This is a genomic window from Paenibacillus sp. JNUCC32, from assembly GCF_014863545.1.
Taxonomy (GTDB): Bacteria; Bacillota; Bacilli; order Paenibacillales; family Paenibacillaceae; genus Paenibacillus_AQ; species Paenibacillus_AQ lautus_A.
Genome location: NZ_CP062260.1, coordinates 235,265 through 259,749, shown reverse-complemented (window position 1 = coordinate 259,749; position 24,485 = coordinate 235,265). Strand labels below are relative to the sequence as shown.

Sequence of the window (24,485 nt, the reverse complement as noted above, 5' to 3'; positions counted from 1 at the left end):
GTGATCAGCCGAGTGGAGAGTGATGGAAGACCGGTTGTAGCAATCTTGACCATGCACGATACTCAAACCATGTTCAGAGGCAACCGGCAAAACTTTCAGGAAATCATCAAGACAGGAAAAGATATGGGGTTTCTGGTCTATGTGGTCACGGTACGCGATCTGAAGCTTGATACGGATACTGTCAAAGGTTATATGCTGTTGAGCGACCATTCCTGGGAGCAGAGGTTATGTCCTCTGCCCCAGGTTATCTATAACCGGATTCCATACCGTGAGGATGAAGCGCTGCCGTGGGTTCGCCGCAAAATCAAGGAATGCCAAAGGCATCCCCATATCGACCTCTACAACCCACATTTCTTTAATAAGTGGAGACTGTTCGCTTGGCTGAACAAATCGCGGTTAACCAAGCAATGGACTCCTCTGACTAAGCGCTTGAAGGGGTATCCGACTTTATATGAGATGATGAAGCGGAAGCCCTACCTGTATCTAAAACCGGAGGATGGCAAAGCCGGTCAAGGAATTATGAGGATTCGGTACCAGAAAAACAAATCGCTCCCCTACCGCATCCAGATTCAGAACAACAAAAACAGTACCACGTACAAAGCGGCTTCCTTGGAAAGGCTCTGGAGCCGGGTTTATCAGGAAACCAAAGGAAGCTCATACCTTATTCAGCAGGGAATCGAGCTGGCTCAGGTCCATGGCCGCTCCTTTGATCTCCGCATTCTTGTGCAAAAGAACGATTCGGGTTCCTGGGCGGTCACGGGAATCGGAGCACGCATGGCAGGGGCCAAGAGCATAACCACGCATGTTCCCCGCGGGGGAACGATTGAGGACCCGGAGAAGCTGCTGCCGATCGTATTCGGTCCGGAACGTTCCGATGCCATCCTGGGCGAGGTTAGAAAGGCAGCCGTGCATATGGCAAGGCAGATTGAGAAATGCTCCGGGCAGATCCATGGGGAAATGTCCATGGACCTCGGAATCGATAACGAAGGCATCCTCTGGTTCTTCGAGGCGAATTCAAGACCGATGAAATTTGACGAACCGGCGATCCGCAAAAAATCACTGGAGCGGATTTTTCAATATTCCGACTATCTGATCAAGCAAAAGTAAATCTTGCTCGGTCTCAAGCACCGGTCAAAGATGTACGGAAAGGAGGGGATCATGTGGAAATCTCATGTCTCTCTCTCGCAAGCCCGGAAGAATGGCCGCATGCCAGACAGCAATGCAGCGAGTTCTTCCGGCGTTACAGCAACAAGCGTCTAACCCGCGAAGGTTATCAGCGTCTGGCATCGTTATCCTACGACGAGCTGCTGCAGCCCGGCACTTCGATCGTGGCGGCAACGGTTCGGGGCGATATCGGGCGCATACCGGTGGGGATTTGCTTTGCGGCGGATTATGGAGAAAGTGCCTGTATGATTGCTGTACACCCTCTATACCGCAACCGGCAAATCGGTTCTTCCCTGATCCGCTCGCAATTATCCAGGTTCGGGCGGCTGCGATGCAAAGTGGCTGCAGATCATACGGCAAGTTTGCAAATGTGCTTTCATGCAGGGATGCAGGCCATTGCTCTTGAGCAGGGTCCGACAGGAAAACCTACGCTCATTATGAGCGGAAGCCTGCCCCTGCACCAACCATTTAATGCTGACTCTATTCAAGAAGGTGAACCTCTGTGTCGAAACCCGTCTTAGGTATTATGACGCTTTACTTGGATGAACGGAAAAAGCTGGAGGAACGGCATATCTACGAGCATATGATCAAGGAAGGAAAGGCAATGGGGCTGGACGTCTATGTCTTCACCCCCGCCGAGGTCAACAGCGCCCAAGGGCTGATCAACGCCATGGAATACGACCCTGACCACCAAAGATGGAGCCGGAGGTGGCGGTCGTTTCCCGACATGATCTTTGACCGCTGCCGCATTCAAAAGAGCCCGCGCTTTCAACAGCTGCTGCGCTTTCGTTCCCGCTACCGGTACTTGCTGTTTCTGAACCGGCCGCTGCGCAACAAATGGACGATTCATCAAATACTGTCCACCAAAAAACGCTTCCGGCCCCATCTGCCGGACACCCGGATCGTTACGAGCACCAGTGACATTCACCGGATGCTCCATGTTCACCCTGTCGTTTATTTTAAGCCGATCAACGGAACGGGCGGACGCGGAATCCTGCGGATTGCGAAGGTGCCGGGCGTTACCGGCACGTATGAAATCCGGGGACGCAATTCCAATCGGAGCATCATTAAACCGAAACGGATGCCATCGGGCCATTTGGCGCAATATTTATCGGGCTGGGGCAATAAAGACCGATATCTCGTCCAAGAGGGAATACAGCTGGAGCTGCCGGACGGAAGGGTGCATGACTACCGAATGCTCGTGCAGAAAGACGGAGCCGGTCAATGGCAGGTGACCGGCTGCGTGGGACGCGTCGGGGCGCCGAAGAGCGTAACCTCCAACCTGCATGGCGGCGGAAGCGCGACGATGATGGAAGAATTGTTAAGCAAATGGATCGCAGATCCGGCAAAGCGCGCCAGCATTCGCGAGGAAGCCGATTCCCTCGGCGTGGCCATAGCCCAATTTCTCGACGGACAATATGGAGGCTTGTGCGAGCTTGCGCTGGATCTGGCAGTGGATAAAACCGGAAGGGTTCTTCTCCTGGAGGTGAATCCTAAGCCATCAAGGGAAGTATTCTCGCAGATCGGCGATATGGCTGCCTACCGCGAATCCATGGTGAAGCCCTTAGAATATGCCATGTGGGTATACAGTCAAAAAAAATCCGCGAAGAATGCTTAAGGCCGAACCCTGGAAAATCGAATACTAGAATCCGAAAACACGCACAAAGGCTGTTTCCAAGGGGGTGCATGCTACCCTTGGAAACAGCCTTTGTGACTCCTATCCAATCTACTCGGCTTGGTCATGAAGCTTCAGCAGCTGTGAAAAAGAATGGATGACAACGTCCGATCCCTTCAGCTCCTGATCCTCGCCAAAACCTGCATAGCGGCAGCCAATGACGGTTTGTCCGTTCTCTTTGCCTGCCTCCACATCCGATGACCGGTCTCCTACCATCCAGGCATCCTTGATTTCATGCTGATCCAGCAGCAATCTGACCAAATCCACCTTCGAAGCCGTTCCGTGCTCTCCGGCACTGTAGACCCCTTCAAAAAGCGGCATAAGCCCCCTCGCTTGGGAGATGCCCTTCACGTAATCCTCCAGTCCGTTGCTGGCAACAAACAATCGGACGCCGCGCCGATGAAGCTCCTCCAGCGTCTCCTTCACCTCAGGATACAAAACGGCTGCTTCATCGCTTAAACCTTCGAGCTCCAGCTGCAGCAGCAGCTCGTTTGCACGGTTATGGGCTGCCGGCGTCGCATCCGGTATGACCTTCTTCCAAATGTCTTCGAGCAGCATCCCCAGACATCCAAGCATGAGCTCCTCATCCGGCGTTTCTCCCTCGTAGTGCCCCTCTTCGCGCAGAATGTCGAACAATTTGTGATAGGCGGGCAGCAGCAGGGTCTCCGTCTGAAACAGCGTTCCATCCATGTCAAATATCATCGCTTCCGGCTTGATTAACGTAGCTGTTTTTTCCAATTTTGTCCTTCCCTTCGCTCCATATAATCTGATTCTAGTCTAATCTCCCCTCATCATATAGGAACCATATCACATCTGCAAATCCCATTCCCCCATAACTGCTGCTTTTTGTCTATGTCATCATGCGTAACCAAGGAGGCTTTAACGTTGTTATATATACGATAAGTGCGAAGAAAGGAGAGGATGAACTTGCCGGAAACAAGGGAGTCTGGTGAAGCATCGGCCATCGGGCTGCTGGAAGCCGAACTGCTGGCAGAGCTGGAACGGTATGATCCCCTAGAGCAAGCCGCCATTCTCAAGAGGATGGTTAACCGGCTTAAGAAGGGCCGATATGTCCGAAGCCCGATCGCCCTGGTGAAGGAGATGGTTCGGACACCGCTCGTATGGTGCCTGTTGTCCCTGGGGTTTGCGATACCGATCCTGTTCTATATCTTGTTCGTTTGGATCTCGCTGGCGGTTGAAGGGTAACGCCGGAACGAAGCGTTATTGTTCAAATTCCGGGCGCGGCCGCCAGATCATTAACGTAGCGGCGTACCATGCCGAGGTAACAAACGGCAGATATTTGAGACCCTTCAACCCGTCCTCGTCTCCTCCAAATACCATGTGCGACGTAACGGCGATCACTGCATTCAGAACGATCCCGCCTGCAAAACCTCCGATTAAAGCCATAACCAGCACGGCAAGGCTTCTCATGTTCGCATTACCCCTTCTGTTCCTGTCGATAGGACGGGAGTACACCACGTGCCGTATCCACGGCAAGCCAGAACAATCCGATGGCGATGACCGGATGCCATGCCCCTGCGCCAGGCAGGTTCGCCGTGAGGTATTGGCTGATGACCAATAACAACAGAGCCAGTGATCTCCGTTTATACGGGGCGGGCAGTTTGCCTGCAAAACCAAATATCAGCATGAGCAGCGGCACGATTTCAAAAAAATGGACAAACACGGTATGGCTTCTCCACATCGATCCGTCGTGAAACAGCGCCATGCCGGCAATAAACGTCTGAACGGCAATACAAACAACAAATAACCATGTCAGCCCTAACGAAATCCATACGGCCAGCGGTGTTTTTCTTTCAGCTTGTTGCGTCATGTCGATATCCCTCTCTCGATTCAAAAATTTTTTACGAGATCATCCTATCATCGAAATGTTGCGATCTTGTGATGATGGCTTGCGGATTCCGTGAAATTTTCCAATTGCGGCTGGAAACCGTATATAATGGGGTGGATTTACCGCTGAACCTAACGAATCAATGGAAAGGCAGGATGGTTGCATGGCACATACCTTGCTTCTTGTGGACGATGAACGGAAAGTCATTGAATTTATGGAGCCGTTCCTCCGGCAGGAGGGATTTCACATCATTACCGCTTCGACCGGCACGGAGGCTTTGGCCAAAGCGAGAGACGCCAAGCCGTCGCTGGTCGTATTGGATTGGATGCTGCCGGAATTAAGCGGCATTGAAGTATGCCGGGAGCTCAGAAAATCAAGCCGTGTCGGCATTATTATGGTTACCGCCCGGATTGAGGAAACCGATAAGCTGATCGGGCTGGAGGTAGGCGCTGACGATTACATGACCAAGCCTTTCTCCCTGCGGGAGCTGGCTGCGCGTATCCGGTCGGTCCTTCGCAGAATAGAAGGCGAATCGGTTACTGAAGAAATGCTTAAGCGCGGCGATTTAACGATCTCGGAAACCCAATGCCGGGTATGGAAACACGACCGGGAGATCCTGCTTACGCCTACCGAATTCAAGCTGCTCCTGACCCTTGCTTCCAGGCCTGGCGTGGTATACAGCCGTCTGCAGCTGCTTCAGGCGGCCATGGAGGATGATATCCACAATGATGAACGGACCGCGGACGCCCATATCAGCCGGATTCGCAAAAAAATCGAAGATGACCCGGCCGAGCCCGTTTTTATCAAAACGGTGTATGGATTCGGTTACCGGTTTGAGCAGCAGCCATGAGCGTGGGCCGCAAAATCTTCATCGTCCTCTCGTCGTTCATTATCGGTTTCAGCACCGTCTTCGTCCTTCTTACTTATATCGTGATCCGCGATTCCATGGATGTCATGCTGCAAACCTCGCGCGAAGAAGAGCTGGATCAGCTCCAGGACCGGCTGGTCGGCTACTACGTAAAGAATGGGCATACTTTTCGTGCCGTTCAGGATCAGGCATGGTTAGCGGACAGTCCCCGTTCGGCTGACCGCCAGGAGAGCATCCTGCTGGTATCAGGGGAACAAACGACCCTCTTGCATGAGGGGGAGGCTGTAGAGCAGCTGATCAAACGTCTGGGGGTAAAGCGGACGTTGCATGTTGAAGGCGACGCGGTCGCGGAGCTGTATTATTATGATACGGACGTGGCAAACCTGACCAAGCTTCGGATCGGCACGCCCACATCCATCATCATTCTGCTGGGCGGAGGCACCATCCTCTTCGTCCTGCTATCCCTCGGGGCGGCATACTGGATATCGCGAAGGCTCACGGCGCCCCTGCGCAAACTCGTCCCGGCCATCGAACGCCTCGGTCAAGGCGAGTACGGCATTCAGGCCCCCGTCACCTCGGAGGACGAATACGGGAGGGTCGCCGTCGCTTTTAACGGAATGTCTTCCAAGCTCAAACAATCGGAAATGGTCCGCCGCAATTTGGTGGCTGACGTCGCCCATGAGCTTCGCACACCGCTGACCATCGTGAGGGGAAAGCTGGATCTGCTTCAACAGAATCGGCAGCCGATCGAACCCGAACTGCTGCTTCCCATCCAGGACGAATTGATTCGCTTAACCCGGCTCGTGGGTGACCTCCATCAATTATCTTTAGCCGAAGCGAAGCAGCTGCCGCTGGTTCGAAAACCAACCGATATGCTGGTTCTGCTGAGTCAAATCCGGGAACGGGTAGAGCCTGAGGCGGAGGCCAAAAACTTGGCCCTGCGACTGACGAGCGCTACGGAACGCACCTCCGTACCCGTTGATCCTAGTCGAATCACCCAGGTGTTCCTGAATCTGTTCGTCAACGCGATCCGGTATACGCCCCATGGCGGGCTTGTCCATGTTTCGCTGTTAGAGGAGTCCCCATCCGGCATGCTTCGGATCGATATTCGGGATACGGGCCCAGGGATTGAAGAAGAGCATCTTCCTTATCTCTTTAACCGCTTCTACCGCACGGATGAAGCGCGTGCGCGGCATCAAGGCGGCATGGGACTAGGTCTTGCGATTGCCAGGGAATTCATCGTATCTCATGGAGGCACGATTCAGGCAGAGAGCAAGCCGGGGCAGGGTACCACTTTTACGGTCCGGCTGCCGTATCATGATTCGGACCAGGAGCTGCGCGGGACCTAATGGCCGCGATATCTTCCTTCCACCATAAACAGGCCCGGCCGCTATCGGCCGGGCCTGTCATGAACGATTCACTTGCAGGTGGGGCTAACGATGTACGCACCCTAGAATATTTTCTTCGTTTCCCGATCTTCCTTGATAATCTCAACGGCCTCCCGGAAGCGGAGGGAATGAATGATTTCCCGTTCCCGCAAAAATTTGAGACTGTCCTGCAAATCCACGTCGTCGGTCATGTCGATGAGCCATTGATATGTAGCGCGCGCTTTCTCTTCTGCCGCAATGTCCTCGTACAAATCCGCAATCGGATCGCCTTTTGCCTGAATGTAAGTTGCCGTGAACGGAACCCCAGCGGCATTCTCGTAATACAGCGCATGATCGTGATTGGCATAGTGCGCGCCCAATCCGGCTGCCTCCAGCTCCGCCACGCTTGCATCCTTCGTCAATTTGTACACCATCGCGGCAATCATCTCGAGATGTGCGAATTCCTCGGTTCCGATATCGTTGAGCAATCCGATCACTTTGTCTGGAATCGTATAACGCTGGTTCAGATAACGCAGCGCTGCGGCCAGCTCGCCGTCAGCGCCTCCATATTGCTCCATCAAAAATTTTGCCATTCTCGGATCACATTTACTTACGCGCACCGGATACTGAAGCTTTTTTTCATATACCCACATGGGCTCTTCCGCCTCCTTGTTCTCGCTTTTCCTCTTCGTGAGGGCTGCATGCAGGTGGTGAAGCAAGCAGCAGCCCGCTGGCCAACGCCGTCAAACCTGCCAAGGCCACGGGCCTTGGGCCCATTCGAACGGATATTTGGAATAAGCACGGCCAAAATTTTGCAGGGGCCCATACAACTCCTGGAATTGCTTCGCGAGCACCGTCCTTTCCTGCGTCAGCTTGTTGAATTGCTCGATGCTCTTGAGATCATCCGGATGGGTGTCCAAATACAGGTTCAGCTCGACGAGGACAAAATCCAATGCCTGAAGCTGCTCCAGCATTTCGTAATACTTCCGATCTCCAACCTGGGGTCTGGCTTCGTTCACGGCCGATCACTCTCCTTTAAATTTTCGCGAGGTATACGGGCTATACAAGGACGGCCATAACGTTCCGTGTCTCAATGCCTCGGCAGGGCTAAACTGCGGCAGGCCGGGCGGTTGAAACACGACATACTGGTTAACCGGCACCACATACGTTCTGTAGAGCTTGGGCGGGCAAGGATCAAATGGCGAATGAAATACCGGGTATACGCGCACCTCAGGGTTTTCCTTCAAGGGTATTCCTCCTTATCGTTACTATCCGTCGTTATCAAGGACTCTTCGTATTTAACATATGTCTTCCGCCCAGAAAATGAACTCTAAAATGACAAAAAAACCCTCTTCCCTGGAATATTCCCGGGAAAAGGGTTCGCATCAAGTTGTCCTCAGAATTTGATCTTGATTTGGAACAAGCCCGCTTTACGCATGGCGGAATAGATAATGACGACCAAGGGGCCGATAAAAAATCCGATCACGCCAACCAGCTTAAATCCGACATACATGCTGACCAGTGCCGGTAGTGCGCCGATGCCGACGGCATCCCCAATGACCTTCGGCTCCAGCACGCGGCGGATCACCGTAATCAGGATGAACAGGAAAATCAAGCCGATCCCAGTAAAAATATCGCCTACCGCGAGCAGGTAAATGGACCATGGGATCAGTACGGAGCCTACGCCAAGGATCGGCAGGATGTCGACAATCGTGACAAGCAGGGCGATGGCAAGCGGGTAATTGATACCTAATACCAGCAAGCCGAGCAGCGTGATCACGTACGTGAACAAACTGAGGATCAGCTGGGCCCGTAAAAAGCCGAATATCGATTTTTTCAGGCTGAGCAGCACTTCATTCACCTGCGACTGGGAAGACTCGTCGAACAGCGACAAGACCTTCTCGCGCATCGTATCGAGGCTGAACGCAAACAAGTAAACCGCCACGCAGAATACGATGAACGTGACAAACAGGTTAGGCAGCGTTTTGGCAAAGGACAGGAAGGTTGAAGATACCGAATTGACCAGCGACTGCACATAGGAAGAAATATTCGACATAAATTCGGTAAGACTGTCGGCAAGGCCCGGCGAAACGCCGTTCAGCATGTCCTGAGCCTGAATAATCGTATGCTGAAGGAATTCATTGGCCCCCGCAAAATATTGCGGAGCTCTGCTCCAGTATTCGACCAGCTGGTTAAACACCTGAAGCCCGATCAGATAAGCCAGAAGCAGCATCAAGAGAAGAAATAGCGTGCTGGTCACGGTTGCGGCCGCAATGCGGTTCAGCCGGAGCCTTTTCATCAAGAGCCGATTTAACGGCTCCAGTGCAATAGCAATCACGATAGCCAACAGGAACGGAGCTCCGACCGTAAACATTCCGTACAGCAACAGGAGCCCCAGACCGATAAAGATCAGCTGCTTAATCGACATAATCCACTTCCTAACCAATAGAGTCTTGCTAGTTCTGGGTGAGGCTGCTTTCCAGCTTCTGATGAATCATGACGCGGGTTACGCGCAACCGGGTAGATTCCTCAACTTCAAATACCACCCCGTCAAAGGTGGTTTTCTTCCCGACTGCCGGGTTCCCTTCCAGCTCCTTGAACAACCAACCGCCAATGGAATCGACGTCATGCTCATCAATCATCAAGCCGGTCAAATCATTCACTTCCTCGATGAGCATTCGCCCGTCTACCGAAAAGGACTCATCATAGACTTCGATTTCCGGCCGCTCGTCTTCGAACTCATCGTACAGGTCTCCGACAATCTCTTCCAGAATCTTCTCAGCCGTGAGAATGCCGGCGGTCCCTCCGTATTCGTCCACCACGAGCGCAAGCTGCTCATGTCTCGCCTGCATCTTCCGCAGCACCTGGCTGATCTCCATAGATTCCGATACGTCCATAATCGGTCTCACCAAGGATGTCAGATCACGCTGTTTCTCCGGCTCTGCCAGAAGGAGATCCGTAATGTGGACAAATCCGATGATGCGGTCCTTGTTGTCCGTGGCAACCGGGTAACGGGAATGCTTCGTCTCGTTGACGATCCGAAGGTTCTCCTCCAAGGTAAAATTGGTGAATAATACGTCCATATCCGTCCTCGGCAGCATAATTTCCCTGGCTCTCAAATCGGAAAAATCGAACAGGTTGTCCATCAATTTCATCTCGTTCTCGTCGATGACACCGCTCCGTGCGCTCTCGGTCATCAGAATCCGAATCTCTTCCTCGGAGTGGGCTGCCTCGGCCTCGCTTGCTGGCTCGATGCCGACCATCTTCAGAATACGGTTAGCGGAAGCATTGAGCACCCAGATCACCGGCAGAAAAATGCGGTAAAACCAGAGAAGCGGGGCTGACAGAAGCAGTGCCGTGCCCTCCGTCCGCTGAATAGCCAAAGATTTCGGTGCAAGCTCCCCTAACACAATATGCAAAAAGGTGATAATACAGAAGCCCACCGCGACCGATATCGTGCTGATCAATCGCTCATCCGCAAAGCCAATGCTGTGCATGATGGGAGCTACCAGCAATTCGGAAATGGCGGGCTCCCCGATCCAGCCGAGTCCCAGGGAAGTCAGGGTAATCCCGAGTTGGGTGGCGGATAAATAAGCATCCAGCTTTTGGTTTACTTTCAGCGCAATGCCGGCAAGCCGGTTCCCTTCGCTAACGAGCTGGGTCAGCCTGGATTGGCGCATTTTCACGAGTGAAAATTCGGCGGCTACAAACACGCCGTTCAACAAAACGAGCAGGAAAACCAAGAGTAAATTCAAAATCAGTTTCCCGACCTCAAATTCCTCTGCCATGATGACACGCCTTCTTTCTAGGGTTCTAGTTTGTCTTTGCTTTTCTCGACTTGAAATCCACACCCCGATAGTACATGTCGGCTACCAACAGGTTCGGGCCGCAGCAGCTCACTGCATCGCAGTGACAGTTGACCGTTTGATTCAACGGATGCCCTGTAGACCATGCGTCAAAAATATCGTCCAGCTTCTGTTCCTTAATATTACCAAAAGCCGGGATATCAGCAAAATCCGTTACGTACACGTCGCCCGAGAATAAATTCACATTCACCCGGTTACGGCCATCCGGATCGTTCCGCACCGTTACGTTCGGTTCTTGCCGCAAGCGGCGAATGATCTCCTGGTCATGATCGTCCGAGCTGCAGGCATAGAACGGCAGCGTTCCGAACAGCATCCACATGTCCCTGTCTCGGACATCCAGCAAATGATGGATGGCGGCTTTCGTATCGGCCAAAGACAAGACGGGCAGCGCGGATGCAAAGTTCGAAGCATACATCGGGTGAACCTCGTGCCGCTTGCAGCCCATGTCCTTGATCAGCTCATGAATGCCGCCCAGTTTCGTATGCGTTCTGTAGTTAATCATTGATTCGGCGGATATGTACATGCCGGCCGCGCTCAGCTTCTCGGAATTGACCAGCATCGTGTCGTACATCTTGTATGCCGTTTCCTTGGAGACAGGGCGAGCGCTATTCGCAAATCCGACCTCATAAAAGTCGTCCCCGTTCAAGTAATTGAACGAAATATGCATAACGTCCAGATAGGGCAGCATCTTCTCGTACCTGCCGATATCCAGCGTCAGATTGGAGTTGATCTGAGTCCGGATTCCCCGTTCCTTGGCGTACTTGAGCAGGGGAACAATCACGTTATCCACCGTTTTGCCCAAAAACGCCGGTTCACCGCCCGTCAAGCTGATCGTCTGCAGATGCTCTACCTCATCCAGCCGCTTCAGCATCGTATCCAGGGGCAGCATCGGGGCTTCCTTCATGACGAGCATATCACCGACAGCGCAATGCTCGCAGCGCATATTGCACAGATGCGTCACTGTCATTTCCACGCTGGTCAGCACGTGGCGGCCATGCTCGCGCAGGGAAGTTATCGGATCCCACGGATCATAACTCGGCGAAATAGGCCTTACGGCTGATGGAAACGGCTGTGCTGTATTACTCATGGTTCACTCACCTTATTTCTTTGAATTACCGATTCAGTCAGTACAACTTGCTTGGATGTACTCTACGGTTCTGATAATGTCCATTATATGATTATAACATACCCAAACAGAAGGCTTCTGCTTGGTTCGGCTGGAAATCATCCGGCTTCCCCCCGTTTGTCTGAACGTTCCTTGGAAGCAAGCTTAGATGCCGGAAACATCCATGCGGGACTCCACCAATTCGCTCTGCCCAGCATCTTCATGAATGCAGGCACAAGCAGCACCCGAATCACGGTCGCGTCCAGCAGAATGGCTGCTGTCAGGCCTAAACCGATCGCTTTCATCACTTCATTGTCCGTAAATACGAAGGCACCCACAACGACGGCCAGAATCAAAGCCGCGCTGGTAATCAGGCCGCCCGTACTCTCCAAGCCCTCAGCCGTGCTGAATTCGTTATCCCCCGTCCGTTCATAGTTCTCCATGATCCGCGAGAGCATCATGACTTCATAGTCCATCGATATGCCGAACACCACGCAGAATATCAGGACCGGCAAAAGCGCGAAGATGGACCCTGTAGAGGAAACGCCCAGCCACTCCGCACCAATGCCCTCCTGAAATACCCACACCACGATACCGAGTCCGGCGCCCAGGCTGAGCATGTTCATGACGCTGGCCTTTAAGGGGAGCACGATCGACCGGAATGCGAAGAGGAGGATGATATAAGTCACCGCAAATACAAATACCAGGACGTAGGAAATGTTCTGCTGGATGGCTTCCATGATATCCAGTTTATACGCGGGGCTGCCGGTGACATAGGTCTTCAGTTCATTCGTATCCATGGTCCGCAGCGCTTGGACAAGCTGCATCGTGAGTGCATGGGATTCCTCATGCTCCTGAGTCACGGCAACGGCTGCCATAGTTCCTCTGACAAAACGATGCTGCTCCAGCTGCTGGCGGATCTCTTGGCGGGACAGAACGTTTGATACTTCCTCAACCGAACCCCTGCCAACGCTCAGATAACTCTCTACCCGCTTCACGCCTGGCATGAGCCTGATTTCATCCGTGTACGCCTTCATCAGCTCGATGCTGTGCGGATCCGCATAGGAGGACGGAAGCTCCACCGCCACAACGATCGAATTCAATTCGCGTTCGTCATAAGCCTGCGTAAGCAGGTCATGGCCATAACGGGATTCATAGGCGGGGGGCAGCACTTCGGCAGCGGGGATGGCAATGCTCATGTTTCGGACCGGATAGATCGCTACCAGCAGCAAACCGATCGCCGCTACAGAGATGGTCACGGGATGGGCCATAACAAAACCGGAGATCCTTCTCCACATGCCCGAGGTCTGCCGGCCCCGAAGCGACCGGAGTTTGGCCGGAAAGAGAGGGAGCGCATCGATGCGGGGGCCCAGCATCCCCAATAAAGCCGGAAGAAGCGTGTTGCCGGCCAGCACCGAGAACAGCACGACGGTAATGCCGCCTATGCTGAAAGAGCGGAAGATCGGCAGGTCGATGAAACTCATCGCCACAAAACCGATCAACACGGCAGCACCCGAGAACATCACTGCTTTGCCGGCGGTTGCGCAAGTGATAGCCAGGGCGGATCCCACATCCCCGCTCCGTGTCCGCAATTCTTCTTTGAAGCGGCTAACGATCAGCAAGGCATAATCAATGCCTACGGCCAGACCCAGCATCGTGACGACATTCGGAAGAAAATTGCTGATCGAGCCGTCGGCCAAAGCGACAAAATACAGAATGCCCATCGTGACCACCACGCTGACAATTCCGGCGATTAAAGGAAGAAGCGCGGCAGTCAATGTGCCGAATACGACCGCCAGGATGAGCAAGGCTGCAGGAATGCCTATCATTTCCGCATGGATAATATCGCTCTTAACGGCTTGATTCATATCGGCGAAGATGGCGGTATTTCCCGTTATGTACGTATCCGCTCCCGTGATGTCGGGAACTGAGTCTCTGATCTCTTCAAACTGCTGCAGGGCTTTCGAGGAATCCAGATCCAGCAGCACCGTCACGGATACGATATGATCCTGGCCTGCCTGATGAGCTGCGATATTCATATACATATCCCTGACATATGGGCGGTCACGCAAAGGCGCAAGCTCCGTCAGTATCCGCCTCTGCGCCGTCCCTGCCGTCAGGTTCTCATCGTGTCGACTGACAACGACGATATCCAGCGAGGCTGCCGACAACCCCAGACCCTCCTCCAGCTTCTCGATTCCGATCTGGGCCGGGCTATCCTTCGGCGTAAACCCGTTATGCTGCAATATGGACGGCAGCTTGAACGCAAACGGAAGCAGCACGCAAAACAAAATAAGCCAGGTTACAACAATGGCTTTACGGTAGCGGTAAATCAGTCGCCCCCATGTATGCAGCAATGTTGCATGGCCGTTACGTCTCACGAGTCAACCTCCTTATGCTCCAGTTTGATCTATGGTGCTCTGTCCGATGCCGGCGATCATAACGGCCAGCGTCTCGGATAAATCCACTTCGTAAGGCGCGGATAACGGGGTGCCCTCGGCATCCGTCAATACGCGGACAACGGGTCGATGCGGCACATGCGCGTGGATCCTGGATACCACTCCATTCTCACCCGTATGCAATTTCACGGTGATCCCGGGAGGATATATCGCTACCCGATCCCGAAACATGGCCAAGAATGATTGTTCATACAGCGTTCCCGATCCGGCGTACATGACCTCCACCGCTTCGTGCGGCAGCAATGCAGGCTTGTACACCCGCTGCGTGGTCATCGCGTCGTAAGAATCCGTAATCGCGATCCATTTGGCGTATTCATGGATGTCAGGTCCCTTCAAAGCCCGGGGATAACCGCTGCCATCCAGGCGCTCATGATGTGACAGGGCGCAATGCGCCGATAACAGCGGAATGTTGGGCTCGTCCTTCAATATTTTGAAGCCGATCTCGGTGTGCTTCTGGACCTCGCGAAATTCCTCCTCGCTAAGCCGTCCTGGATGGTTCAGCAGCTTCTGGCTTATCCGCGTTTTCCCGATATCGTGCAGCAGGGCCCCCAGGCCGAGCACCCTCAGCTCTTCCCGGTTATACCCGTAAGACACGCCAAGAACCGTCGAGTAGACGCATACGTTCAGAGAATGACGGTACAGGTTGTAATCGTTCGTATTCATATCGGTCAGCAGCACCATGCCCTCATCATGCTCCGAAATTTCATCCATAATGGACTCCATCATCCCGGAGAACGTTTTGCCCAAATGAAGGAAGCTGCCTTTCAGAGCAGCCTGGCTCTCCAGGTTCTTGAAGCTGGTCCGAATCGATTGGATCGCCTGCAGCCGCGTCTCTTCGGTCAACAGCTCCGGAACCACGATATCCTCCGTCATCGGATCCTCGATGTATACATACCCGAGTTCCAGCGTGCCCAGACGGCGGATCAGCCCGGCTGTCAGTTCCACGCCCTCGGCAAGCAGGATTAAACCGTCACTATTGTATATTTTCTTACCAAGAACCATGCCCGGCCTCAACGCGTTGATAGGTATAAGACGCAAAATCCGTCACTTCCTCTGCTATTCTGAAACTTGTGTGGGATATAGCGTCTAGTCTTCAGTGGATCACGATACGAAGAAGCCGGATCTCCTTCTTGTGTCTACTCCTGCTTAATGCATGATGAACAGCCAAAAAACGGCGGCGAGACCAAAACGGTAGATCGCAAAATGAGTAAGCCTTATCTTCTGTATGAGTTTCATGAAGGCCAAGACGACAAAATAAGCGACAACAAACGAAACGATAAAACCGGCTAGAAATACACCGATCGTATCTAAAGTAAAATATCGGTAAGAATCCAGCAATTCATATCCCGATGCGGCACACATGATTGGAATTGCGATAATAAACGAGAAATCGGCCGATGCCTTATAACTCACACCGCTAAGCATGCCCCCGGAGATCGTGGACCCCGAACGGGAAAAGCCCGGCCATAAGACGGATATGATCTGGTAGATCCCAATCAGAAAGGCCTGCTTATATGTCAAATCATCCATATCATGCGTGGTCACTTGGACTTTATGCTTATTGTACCATTCCGCAAAAATCATAAAAATGCCGCCGGCAACAAGCGCAAACAGCACCGTCTGCGCATGGAACAGGCTTTTGATGAAATCCCTCGCAAAAAACGCAACCAGCAGGGCCGGAGCAATCCCCAAAAATATATGCATCAGATTCAATCGCCTCCGAGGCACTTTCCGGGTCAACGGCTCGCTTCGGCTCCACCCGAGCAGATTCAAAATCCGATTCCAATAAACAATCGCGATCGCCAAAATGGCTCCCAGCTGAATGACAACCTCAAACGTCTTCATGATCGGTGTTTGGTCATCGTAACCGAGCACCTTGGCCGTCAAAATCATGTGGCCCGTGGAAGACACCGGAATGAATTCGGTTAGTCCTTCCACGATCCCCAGTATGATGGATGTGATAAAATCCATGTCCTATCCCTCCCCTTACCTTTGTCCTCCTCATATGTATGCTCGGCCAAAGGAAGTTAGTCGGGGGTTGTCAGGATATCCAGCGTGAAATCATGGACGCTTCAAGCGATCCGGGACGCGAAAGCTCGCTCCGCAGCAGGTCTCGAATAAACTCGGGCAGCATATAAACCGTATCCGTTCCAAGCGCCAGGGTCTCGTATCCGATTTTAAAAGTAAACATGTCGAGCGTTCCCACATGATATTCCCGCTGCCATTCCAGCGGTTGTCCCTTGAAGGAGATTTGCGTGATCTTCCGGTAAGGCTCTCCATCCTTGTCATATCGGATCTTTAATCCATCGACGGCCAGGCCCCCTAACAGATACCCGCGGAAGCCGAAGCCCATGATCTTCTTCCCGCTAAACTCCGGAAGCAGACTCTCTTCAAGCGCCTGATAGATGTGTTCTCCCCGCAATTTTACGACACAGGGATTAATCGGTGACGGGCACAAACCATGCAGCATCCCGGTGCTGATTTCGCCCTCCGGCAGCGGTCCCAGCAGCTGCCCGGAATTGACGATCGCAATTTCGGCACCCGTGTGCTGCAGCACGGCCTGAGCCAACAGGTTCGCAAACGGCGATTCCTCCTCATAATGGATCGGCAGGCTGCGGTCGATTACGGCCACGGCTTCGGTTAACTTCTCCTTGGCCAGCTCACGATGTTTCAGGATGGCCTGCTCCACGATGGGCTCCATCAAGCTTTTATCCACAGGCAGCAAGGTTCCCTCTACGCAGGCAAACCGTTCACCAACGTCATTCCGCTCCATAACGAGGCGACCTACGTATTGTCCGAATTTGCCCGCGCCGCATACGGCTGTCTTCCCGATCATTAGCGGCTCCTCAAGGATGTGATGGGTATGGCCGCCAAGTATGACATCAATGCCTTCTACATGTTCTGCTAATCTTTTATCAATCGTTAGTCCTAAATGGGATAAAACGATAACGATATCACACTGGCCCTGAAGCGCTCGAACCTGTTCGGCGATGGCCTCCACCGGGTCTCCTGCTTCCCAGCCTAACAATTGATAAAATCCTGCAAAAGCTGCCGTCGCGCCGGTGAGCCCGATCGAAATGCCATCCCGCTCCAGGATCACATGCCGTTTCATCCATGATGGAGGACTGCCGCTCTCCGTCTCCCTGATGTTGCAGCAAACTACGGGGCACTGCAGTCCGGCATATACATGCTCCAGAACATCGTACGAAATGGTCAGGCCTTCGTTATTGCCGATCGTAATCGCGTCGTATCCTGTCAAATTAATGACATCCACATTTGCTTGCCCCATCGAGCCTTCGGTTTCCACCGATGCGCGATCCATATGGTCTCCGATATCCAGCACGATCGACTTATCGCCGGCAGCCGTCTTTTCCCGGGAAATAAGTGCCGCCACATTGCTCATCATCTCGAAATGGCTGTGTATATCGTTGGTATATAATATGGTCAGCTTTTGTTTATTGCTTTTAAGCCCCATCTGGCGGCCCCCTCCCAAGTTACTTTTACGATAATTTCCGGTCTTACAAGCATAACATTTTAGCGAAGAATATGGTATATTGTAGCCCATAAGAATTACGAGGTGATCAAAATGTCGACAACCATTTCCATACTGCTATTCGCCGGATTAGCCGATCGCATCGGCACGGCTTCACTTGCATTCAGCGTACCCGCCCTCCCCCTTACGACCGGGGATTTGAAGCTGCTTCTTAGCGAGGCTTATCCTGATGCCCAGTCCCAGATTGCCACGGCCTTCGTTGCGGTCAATCAAGAATATGCGCTGCCGGATCAGCTTATTCAGAGCGGGGACGAGGTGGCTCTGATTCCGCCTGTGTCCGGCGGGGACGGAACCAACCTGCAGGACACAGGCTCCAGTTCCTCGTCAGACGGAACGTGCACCATCACCTGCCACCGGCTGTCCGTGGAAGAAACCATCGCCAAAGTGCATGATGATAACCATGGCGCAACGCTTTCCTTTGTAGGCACGACGCGGGAGATAACCGGTCAGATGCGAACAGTAACGCTGGAGTATGAAGCTTACATTCCGATGGCCCTGAAAGAAATGCAGCAAATCTGCATGGACATCCACGGCCGATGGCCCGGCACGAAATGCGCGATTTCCCACCGTATCGGTACGGTCGGAATCGGGGAAACCAGCGTCGTTATCGCCGTATCTTCACCGCATCGGGAAACATGTTACGAAGCAAGCCGATATGCCATCGAGCAGTTGAAGCGATCCGTTCCGATCTGGAAGAAGGAGATATGGGACGATGGATCCGAGTGGAAAGGGGCGCAGACCGGACCCTGGGACCCAATGGCTAGGCAATAAGTCGCGATTATATCATTGTAAAACCATAATTTTCTTGCTAAGATAGTTTTGATCTTTTTACTTATATAAGGGCAAGAGGTGCAATGATTTGAGAGTACATGTCACGGACCTGAAACCCGGTGATCAAATACAGCAGGATGCTTACAACACTAACGGCGTTCATGTTCTGCAAAAAGGAGCTTTGCTACGTTCAGAGGATATATCCAAGCTATTGCAGCACGGCATCGATTACATAGAAATACAGCCGCGCGCGCTGTCCGTATCCCTCGATCCGTTATCTGAAATTTCGGACTCGTTCAACAAGGTTAAACCTCACTTTAACCTTGCGTTTGACGGATGCTCCGCCTTATTTACGGAAGCATCCCAATCCGGAAAGTTCAATGAATCCCTTGTAGACGATGTTTTCCAGCCACTGGTCGGCTCGCTGAACGAGCATACGGATGTGGTATCCCTGCTTCTGCTGTTTAATGGAACAGACGATTATACCTACAGGCATTCCATTCAAGTAGGGATGCTATCCTACTACATCGCGGATTGGATGGGTTACTCCGGCAAGGAAGCCTATGAAATCGGCAAGGCAGGTTATCTCCATGATATCGGCAAGAGTAAGATTTCAAGGGATATCCTGGACAAGCCCGGCAAGCTGACCCCCGAGGAATTCGAGGAAGTGAAGCTGCACACCATCTATGGTTACGAGATGATCGCCGAATCCATGGATGACAAGGTGACCGCCATGGTCGCGCTTCAGCACCATGAACGGGATGACCGTTCGGGCTATCCGCGAGCGCTCCATGCAGACCAGATTCATCCGTACTCTCATATTTGCGCGGTAGCCGATGTCTACAGCGCCATGACAACGAACCGTGTCTATCAGTCCAAGCAGCAGCTGCTAACCGTTCTGCGCGAGCTGTACAGTCTCAGCTTCGGGAAGCTGAACGGCAAGCCGACGCACGCTTTCATTCAGCAGATGCTGCCGAATTTCATCGGCAAAAAGGTTCTGCTGACGACGGGCGAATCCGGCATCATCGTCATGAACCATCCTTCGGATTACTTCCGTCCGCTTGTAAAGACCGATGATCGTTTCATCGACCTCTCCAAGGAATATCATACCGAGATTCAAGAGATTCTGTTGTGACCTGTGTTCCTAAAGATAATCCGGAAGCTGCTAAATCGCTTGCTTCCCTGCTCGAATAACCAGTATTGCCGTCAGCCTTGAGGCTGGCGTTTTTAGCGTCTGCCTTGTGACGTTTTTCACATCAAATCTTATTGGATTTTGGCACAATCGAAGACGTATCCAACCGGCCTGTGCAATCTATAAATCTCTTCGTCCGCGTCTCGGTGCCATTCCCATAAACGTTCAAGCACAAAAAAAAGAGCGAATCACCCATCCCTGAGTGATTCGCTCCTGTCTTCATATGAACTACTTAGCCGATGGAACCTTCCATCTCGAACTTGATCAGGCGGTTCATTTCAACGGCATACTCCATCGGAAGTTCTTTGGTGAACGGCTCGATGAAGCCCATAACGATCATCTGCGTAGCTTCGTCTTCCGTAAGTCCGCGGCTCATGAGGTAGAACAACTGATCCTCGGATACCTTGGAGACGGTCGCCTCATGCTCCAGCGTAATGTTGTCGTTCTTGATTTCGTTGTAAGGAATCGTATCGGACGTCGACTCATTATCGAGAATGAGCGTATCGCACTTAATGTTCGCTTTCGCGCCTTCCGCATTGCGGCCGAACGAGGCGAGACCGCGGTATGTTACTTTACCGCCATGCTTACTGATCGATTTCGATACGATCGTGGACGTCGTATCCGGCGCCAGGTGGAGCATTTTCGCCCCAGCGTCCTGATGCTGGCCTTTGCCCGCAACCGCGATGGAAAGCACCATCCCTTTGGCACCGCGTCCTTTCAGGACGACAGCAGGGTATTTCATCGTCAGCTTGGAGCCGATGTTACCATCCACCCATTCCATCGTTGCGTTCTCTTCCGCAACCGCGCGCTTCGTTACGAGGTTGTAGATGTTCGGTGCCCAGTTCTGAATCGTCGTGTAGCGAACACGCGCGTTCTTTTTGCAGATGATCTCAACCACGGCACTGTGAAGCGAGTTCGTGCTGTAGATCGGAGCCGTACAGCCTTCAACGTAATGCACGAAGCTGTCCTCGTCGGCAATGATCAGAGTGCGTTCGAACTGACCCATGTTCTCGGAGTTGATCCGGAAGTAGGCTTGCAGCGGAATTTCGCACTGTACGCCTTTCGGCACATAGATGAAGCTTCCGCCGGACCATACCGCGCTGTTCAAAGCCGCGAATTTGTTATCCGTCGGAGGTACGACCGTTGCAAAGTACTCTTTCAGAATCTCCGGATGCTCTCTAAGAGCCGTGTCGGTATCCATGAAGATAACGCCTTGATCCTCTAGATCCTTTTGCATATTATGGTAGACCACTTCGGATTCGTACTGCGCGGATACGCCCGCCAGGAACTTCTGCTCTGCTTCGGGAATACCCAACTTATCGAAGGTTTCCTTGATCTCGGCCGGTACTTCCTCCCACGTCTTGCCTTGCTTCTCGGAAGGTCTTACATAATACTGGATATCGTTGAAATCCAGCTCGTCGAGATCGCCGCCCCAACGAGGCATCGGCATTTTCTCGAACTGCTCCAGAGCCTTCAAACGGAATTCCAGCATCCATTCCGGCTCGTTCTTGATTTTGGATATTTCCGTAACGACTTCACGCGTCAAACCTTTACCGGTTTGGAAAATAGCCTTGTGCTCGTCACGGAAACCATATTTATACTCTTCCATTTCTGGCGCTTTTTTAGCCATTTAACTTACCTCCCTATCGATCTGTTCATTCGCTTACTTCGCGTCAATTCCTTTTCGGAGTGCGTTCCACGCAAGTGTTGCGCATTTAATGCGTGCAGGAAACTTGTTAACACCGGATAGGGCTTCAATATCCTCGTACTCGTCAAAATCCACTTCATCGCCTTTCATAAGGGAAGAAAAGCGGTCCGCCAAACTGATGGCTTCGTCCAGCGTTCTTCCTTTTACGGCGTCCGTCATCATCGAAGCGGAAGACATGCTGATGGAGCAGCCTTCCCCCGTATATTTGGCATCGGCGACCACGCCGTTCTCTACCTTAAGCTGCAAGGAAATGCGATCTCCGCAAGTCGGATTGTTCAAATCGATGGTTACCGCATCTTCTTCAAACTTGCCGCGATTGCGGGGGTTCTTATAATGATCCATGATGACACGTCTGTACAAATCGTCAAGTTGCATCGCCAAAATACTCCTTTGTCTGGATTAAGGCGCTAACTAATCGATCAACGTCCTCTTCTGTATTATACAGATAAAAGCTCGCGCGTGCCGTGGAAGATACTTTTAACCAACGCATAAGCGGTTGACAGCAATGATGTCCTGCACGAATCGCAATCCCCTGGGCATCCAGAACGGTTGCCACGTCATGCGGATGAACGTCTCCAAGATTGAATGTGATAAGGCCCACTTTACGCTTACGGGGACCGTAAATGGAGATGCCTTCGATCTCGGAGATCCGGTCCATGGCGTAGTTCGCAAGCTGAGCCTCATGCCGTTCGATGGCGTCCATTCCGATTTCCTCCAGGAAATCGATCGCGGCGCCAAGTCCGACAGCTCCTGCAATGATGGGCGTGCCGCCCTCAAACTTCCAAGGGAGCTCCTTCCAGTTCGATTCGTACAACCCGACGTCATTGATCATCTCTCCGCCGAATTCGATCGGCTCCATTGATTCCAGCAGCGCCTTCTTGCCGTATAATGCGCCGATACCTGTTGGAGCACACATCTTGTGTCCGGACAAAGCGTAGAAATCGCAGTCCAGGTCCTGAACGTCCACTTTCATGTGCGGCGTGCTTTGCGCCCCGTCCACCACGATAACGGCACCGTGCCGATGCGCGATTTCCGCGATTTGTTTAACGGGATGCACGACGCCCATGACGTTGGACACGTATGCGATGGCTACGACTTTGGTCCGTTCGGTAACCAGTTCCTCTACATCTTCGACACGGATCGTGCCGTCAGGCTGCAGAGGAATATATTTCAGCGTAGCGCCGACGGCGATGGCCGCCTGCTGCCACGGAATGAGATTGCTGTGATGCTCCATTTCCGTCAGGACGATTTCATCCCCAGGACCGCAAACGGAGCGTGCGTAGGATGAAGCCACCAGATTCAGGGCCGTCGTCGTTCCGCGGGTGAATATAATCTGCTCCGAACTCTCGGCATTTATGAAACGGGCAACCTTCTCCCTGGCTCCTTCATAAGCATCGGTAGCACGGCTGCCGAGCGTATGAACTCCGCGGTGCACATTGGAGTTCTCCCATTCGTAGTACCGCTTGACGGCATCTATGACCACCTGCGGCTTTTGCGATGTCGCGGCATTGTCGAGATATACCAGCGGATGTCCGTTGATCTCCTGGTGAAGAATGGGAAATTGCTCACGGACGGAGGCGATCATTGTCCCAGCTTCCTTTCAACGAGCCCCTGCAGCTGGTCGCGAAGTCCCTCGAGCGGAATTTCGCTGACAACCGGAGCCAAGAAGCCGTAAATAATCAGGGATTCTGCAACGGAACGAGAGATGCCGCGGGACATCAGGTAGTAAATTTGCTCCCGGTTCACTTGTCCTACGGACGCTGCGTGACCGGCCGTTACGTCGTCCTCGTCGATCAACAGAATCGGGTTCGCGTCGCCGCGGGCTTTCGGGCTGAGCATCAGAACGCGTTCGGTCTGCTGTCCATCCGCCTTCGTTGCTCCCTTCTCGATCTTGGTAATGCCGTTGATGATGGCTTGTGCTTCTTCGCGCATGACCGCACGGGTGATCATCTGGGATGCGGAGCTCTTGCCGAAATGCTTCGCTTGCGTGGTGTAGTTGATCTTCTGGGATCCGGAACCTACCGCAATGATTTTAGCATCGGATGTCGAGCCGTTGCCCTTCAGAATGCTCATGGTGTCGCTGGCTGTATCGCCATCGTTCATCTCGCCGACGATCCACTCGATCGAAGCGTCGTTGTCAAGCACCGCGCGGCGGAACGTGACATCCGTTGCTTCTCCGGCCAATTGGTGAACGGATGCGTAACGCACCTTCGCGCCGTTCTTAGCAAACACTTCCACCACGCCGTTATGGGTTACCGGCGCAGTCAGGGAATCCGATACGTAGTTGTCTACATAAGTAATCTGACTGTTCGCTTCGGCTACGACCAGCACATGCGGAGCAAACGTGGCTTCAGCATCGTCGGTCAGCATGACCGCTTGCAGCGGAACATCGACCTCCACATTCTTGGGAACGTAGAGGAATACTCCGCCGTTCCATACGGCAGCGTGCAGAGCGGCCATGGCGTGCTCATCGCTCTTAAGCGCTTGGTGCAGATAAGGTTTAACCAAATCCGCGTGTTCTTTAACCGCTGTTTCCAAATCGGTGAAAATCACGCCTTTGGCTGCGAGTTCCGGTGCCAGGCTTGCATATACGGTTCCGGAATTGCGTTGAATAACCAAACCGCCTTCTCTCGAGCCTTCGACAAGTTTGGCCACATGCTCAGGCAATTCGTCAAGGGACGCGAGTTTATTGCTCTCTTTATATTCACCGTAGCTGTGGATGTTCCAACGCTCGATGCGTTGTTTCTCCAGCTTGGGCAGTTCCAACTGGCCGGCCAGTTCCAGGGCTGCCAGACGGCTGTCTGTAAGCCAGGCCGGCTCCTGTTTACTTTCGGACAATGCCTTCAGAGCCTCAGCGTTGACCGGAAGAATGGTTTGTGTAGTCATATCGTTTCCTCCTCCCGTCTAT

Annotated in this window: 25 protein-coding genes; 8 read left to right on the top strand and 17 right to left on the bottom strand. The window is 52.8% G+C overall.

Annotated features, from left to right (window positions below; translation table 11 throughout):
- Genes JNUCC32_RS01225 through JNUCC32_RS01215 form a run of 3 tightly spaced genes read left to right on the top strand, consistent with a single transcriptional unit; the run spans window position 1 to window position 2,782 of the window.
- Entirely contained in the window at window positions 1-1,107 is a 1,107-nt protein-coding gene (locus tag JNUCC32_RS01225; RefSeq protein WP_192570839.1) for a YheC/YheD family endospore coat-associated protein, read from the top strand.
- Window positions 1,108-1,160: 53 nt separating this feature from the next.
- Window positions 1,161-1,685: a GNAT family N-acetyltransferase gene (locus tag JNUCC32_RS01220; protein WP_192570838.1), complete on the top strand. Its 525-nt coding sequence runs from the start codon at window positions 1,161-1,163 to the stop codon at window positions 1,683-1,685.
- Window positions 1,667-2,782: a YheC/YheD family endospore coat-associated protein gene (locus tag JNUCC32_RS01215; RefSeq protein ID WP_096776321.1), complete on the top strand. Its 1,116-nt coding sequence runs from the start codon at window positions 1,667-1,669 to the stop codon at window positions 2,780-2,782. The genes JNUCC32_RS01220 and JNUCC32_RS01215 overlap by 19 nt, the downstream gene beginning before the upstream one ends.
- Window positions 2,783-2,890: 108 nt before the next feature.
- Here the strand turns inward: JNUCC32_RS01215 and JNUCC32_RS01210 are convergent, their stop codons facing one another.
- Window positions 2,891-3,577 carry an HAD family hydrolase gene (locus JNUCC32_RS01210; RefSeq protein WP_009595725.1) on the bottom strand — a complete coding sequence of 229 codons (687 nt, stop codon included), beginning with the start codon at window positions 3,575-3,577 and terminating at the stop codon, window positions 2,891-2,893.
- Window positions 3,578-3,760: 183 nt separating this feature from the next.
- Between JNUCC32_RS01210 and JNUCC32_RS01205 the strand changes: the two genes are divergently transcribed.
- Window positions 3,761-4,045 carry a hypothetical protein gene (locus JNUCC32_RS01205; RefSeq protein ID WP_228468858.1) on the top strand — a complete coding sequence of 95 codons (285 nt, stop codon included), beginning with the start codon at window positions 3,761-3,763 and terminating at the stop codon, window positions 4,043-4,045.
- Window positions 4,046-4,060: 15 nt separating this feature from the next.
- Here JNUCC32_RS01205 and JNUCC32_RS01200 read toward each other — a convergent pair whose 3' ends face one another.
- Window positions 4,061-4,270 carry a DUF5957 family protein gene (locus JNUCC32_RS01200; RefSeq protein ID WP_192570836.1) on the bottom strand — a complete coding sequence of 70 codons (210 nt, stop codon included), beginning with the start codon at window positions 4,268-4,270 and terminating at the stop codon, window positions 4,061-4,063.
- Between the two features lie 7 nt (window positions 4,271-4,277).
- Window positions 4,278-4,670 (bottom strand): DUF6220 domain-containing protein, encoded by a 393-nt coding sequence (locus JNUCC32_RS01195; RefSeq protein WP_192570835.1) that lies wholly within the window; start codon window positions 4,668-4,670, stop codon window positions 4,278-4,280.
- 181 nt (window positions 4,671-4,851) lie between these two features.
- Between JNUCC32_RS01195 and JNUCC32_RS01190 the strand changes: the two genes are divergently transcribed.
- Window positions 4,852-5,538, top strand: a complete 687-nt coding sequence (locus JNUCC32_RS01190) for a response regulator (RefSeq protein ID WP_096776325.1) — start codon at window positions 4,852-4,854, stop codon at window positions 5,536-5,538.
- The gene (locus tag JNUCC32_RS01185; RefSeq protein WP_192570834.1) at window positions 5,535-6,905 is read left to right on the top strand and encodes a sensor histidine kinase; all 1,371 of its coding nucleotides are present in this window, start codon (window positions 5,535-5,537) and stop codon (window positions 6,903-6,905) included. Before JNUCC32_RS01190 ends, JNUCC32_RS01185 begins: the two co-directional genes overlap by 4 nt.
- Before the next feature lie 101 nt (window positions 6,906-7,006).
- Here JNUCC32_RS01185 and JNUCC32_RS01180 read toward each other — a convergent pair whose 3' ends face one another.
- From JNUCC32_RS01180 to JNUCC32_RS01135, 10 genes are all read right to left on the bottom strand, one after another.
- The gene (locus JNUCC32_RS01180; protein WP_096776327.1) at window positions 7,007-7,576 is read right to left on the bottom strand and encodes a manganese catalase family protein; all 570 of its coding nucleotides are present in this window, start codon (window positions 7,574-7,576) and stop codon (window positions 7,007-7,009) included.
- 90 nt (window positions 7,577-7,666) lie between these two features.
- Window positions 7,667-7,942 (bottom strand): spore coat protein CotJB, encoded by a 276-nt coding sequence (locus tag JNUCC32_RS01175; RefSeq protein ID WP_036659829.1) that lies wholly within the window; start codon window positions 7,940-7,942, stop codon window positions 7,667-7,669.
- 6 nt (window positions 7,943-7,948) lie between these two features.
- Window positions 7,949-8,170, bottom strand: coding sequence for a spore coat associated protein CotJA (locus JNUCC32_RS01170; protein WP_015737007.1), 222 nt, complete (start codon window positions 8,168-8,170; stop codon window positions 7,949-7,951).
- A gap of 149 nt (window positions 8,171-8,319) precedes the next feature.
- Entirely contained in the window at window positions 8,320-9,351 is a 1,032-nt protein-coding gene (gene ytvI, locus JNUCC32_RS01165) for a sporulation integral membrane protein YtvI (protein WP_009595724.1), read from the bottom strand.
- A gap of 28 nt (window positions 9,352-9,379) precedes the next feature.
- Window positions 9,380-10,711: a hemolysin family protein gene (locus JNUCC32_RS01160; protein WP_192570833.1), complete on the bottom strand. Its 1,332-nt coding sequence runs from the start codon at window positions 10,709-10,711 to the stop codon at window positions 9,380-9,382.
- Between the two features lie 25 nt (window positions 10,712-10,736).
- Complete coding sequence (gene yfkAB, locus JNUCC32_RS01155; protein ID WP_192570832.1) at window positions 10,737-11,876, bottom strand: radical SAM/CxCxxxxC motif protein YfkAB; 1,140 nt, start codon at window positions 11,874-11,876, stop codon at window positions 10,737-10,739.
- Between the two features lie 137 nt (window positions 11,877-12,013).
- A complete protein-coding gene (locus JNUCC32_RS01150; RefSeq protein ID WP_192570831.1) occupies window positions 12,014-14,275 on the bottom strand; it encodes an MMPL family transporter in 2,262 nt (753 codons plus the stop codon).
- 12 nt (window positions 14,276-14,287) lie between these two features.
- Window positions 14,288-15,391 carry an HD-GYP domain-containing protein gene (locus tag JNUCC32_RS01145; RefSeq protein ID WP_192570830.1) on the bottom strand — a complete coding sequence of 368 codons (1,104 nt, stop codon included), beginning with the start codon at window positions 15,389-15,391 and terminating at the stop codon, window positions 14,288-14,290.
- 108 nt (window positions 15,392-15,499) lie between these two features.
- Complete coding sequence (locus JNUCC32_RS01140; RefSeq protein ID WP_192570829.1) at window positions 15,500-16,324, bottom strand: undecaprenyl-diphosphate phosphatase; 825 nt, start codon at window positions 16,322-16,324, stop codon at window positions 15,500-15,502.
- A gap of 70 nt (window positions 16,325-16,394) precedes the next feature.
- A complete protein-coding gene (locus tag JNUCC32_RS01135) occupies window positions 16,395-17,828 on the bottom strand; it encodes a bifunctional metallophosphatase/5'-nucleotidase (protein WP_192570828.1) in 1,434 nt (477 codons plus the stop codon).
- Between the two features lie 111 nt (window positions 17,829-17,939).
- Between JNUCC32_RS01135 and moaD the strand changes: the two genes are divergently transcribed.
- Window positions 17,940-18,677, top strand: a complete 738-nt coding sequence (gene moaD / locus JNUCC32_RS01130; protein ID WP_096776335.1) for a molybdopterin converting factor subunit 1 — start codon at window positions 17,940-17,942, stop codon at window positions 18,675-18,677.
- 88 nt (window positions 18,678-18,765) lie between these two features.
- The gene (locus JNUCC32_RS01125; RefSeq protein WP_096776336.1) at window positions 18,766-19,812 is read left to right on the top strand and encodes an HD-GYP domain-containing protein; all 1,047 of its coding nucleotides are present in this window, start codon (window positions 18,766-18,768) and stop codon (window positions 19,810-19,812) included.
- A gap of 289 nt (window positions 19,813-20,101) precedes the next feature.
- Here the strand turns inward: JNUCC32_RS01125 and sufB are convergent, their stop codons facing one another.
- From sufB to sufD, 4 genes are read right to left on the bottom strand one after another with little or no spacing between them, the layout of a single operon-like run.
- Entirely contained in the window at window positions 20,102-21,499 is a 1,398-nt protein-coding gene (gene sufB, locus JNUCC32_RS01120) for a Fe-S cluster assembly protein SufB (protein WP_015737014.1), read from the bottom strand.
- A gap of 33 nt (window positions 21,500-21,532) precedes the next feature.
- Window positions 21,533-21,952 (bottom strand): Fe-S cluster assembly sulfur transfer protein SufU, encoded by a 420-nt coding sequence (gene sufU / locus JNUCC32_RS01115; RefSeq protein ID WP_015737015.1) that lies wholly within the window; start codon window positions 21,950-21,952, stop codon window positions 21,533-21,535.
- Window positions 21,942-23,162: a cysteine desulfurase gene (locus JNUCC32_RS01110; protein WP_009595771.1), complete on the bottom strand. Its 1,221-nt coding sequence runs from the start codon at window positions 23,160-23,162 to the stop codon at window positions 21,942-21,944. Before JNUCC32_RS01110 ends, sufU begins: the two co-directional genes overlap by 11 nt.
- Complete coding sequence (gene sufD, locus JNUCC32_RS01105; RefSeq protein ID WP_192570827.1) at window positions 23,159-24,463, bottom strand: Fe-S cluster assembly protein SufD; 1,305 nt, start codon at window positions 24,461-24,463, stop codon at window positions 23,159-23,161. Before sufD ends, JNUCC32_RS01110 begins: the two co-directional genes overlap by 4 nt.
- Window positions 24,464-24,485: the final 22 nt, after the last annotated feature.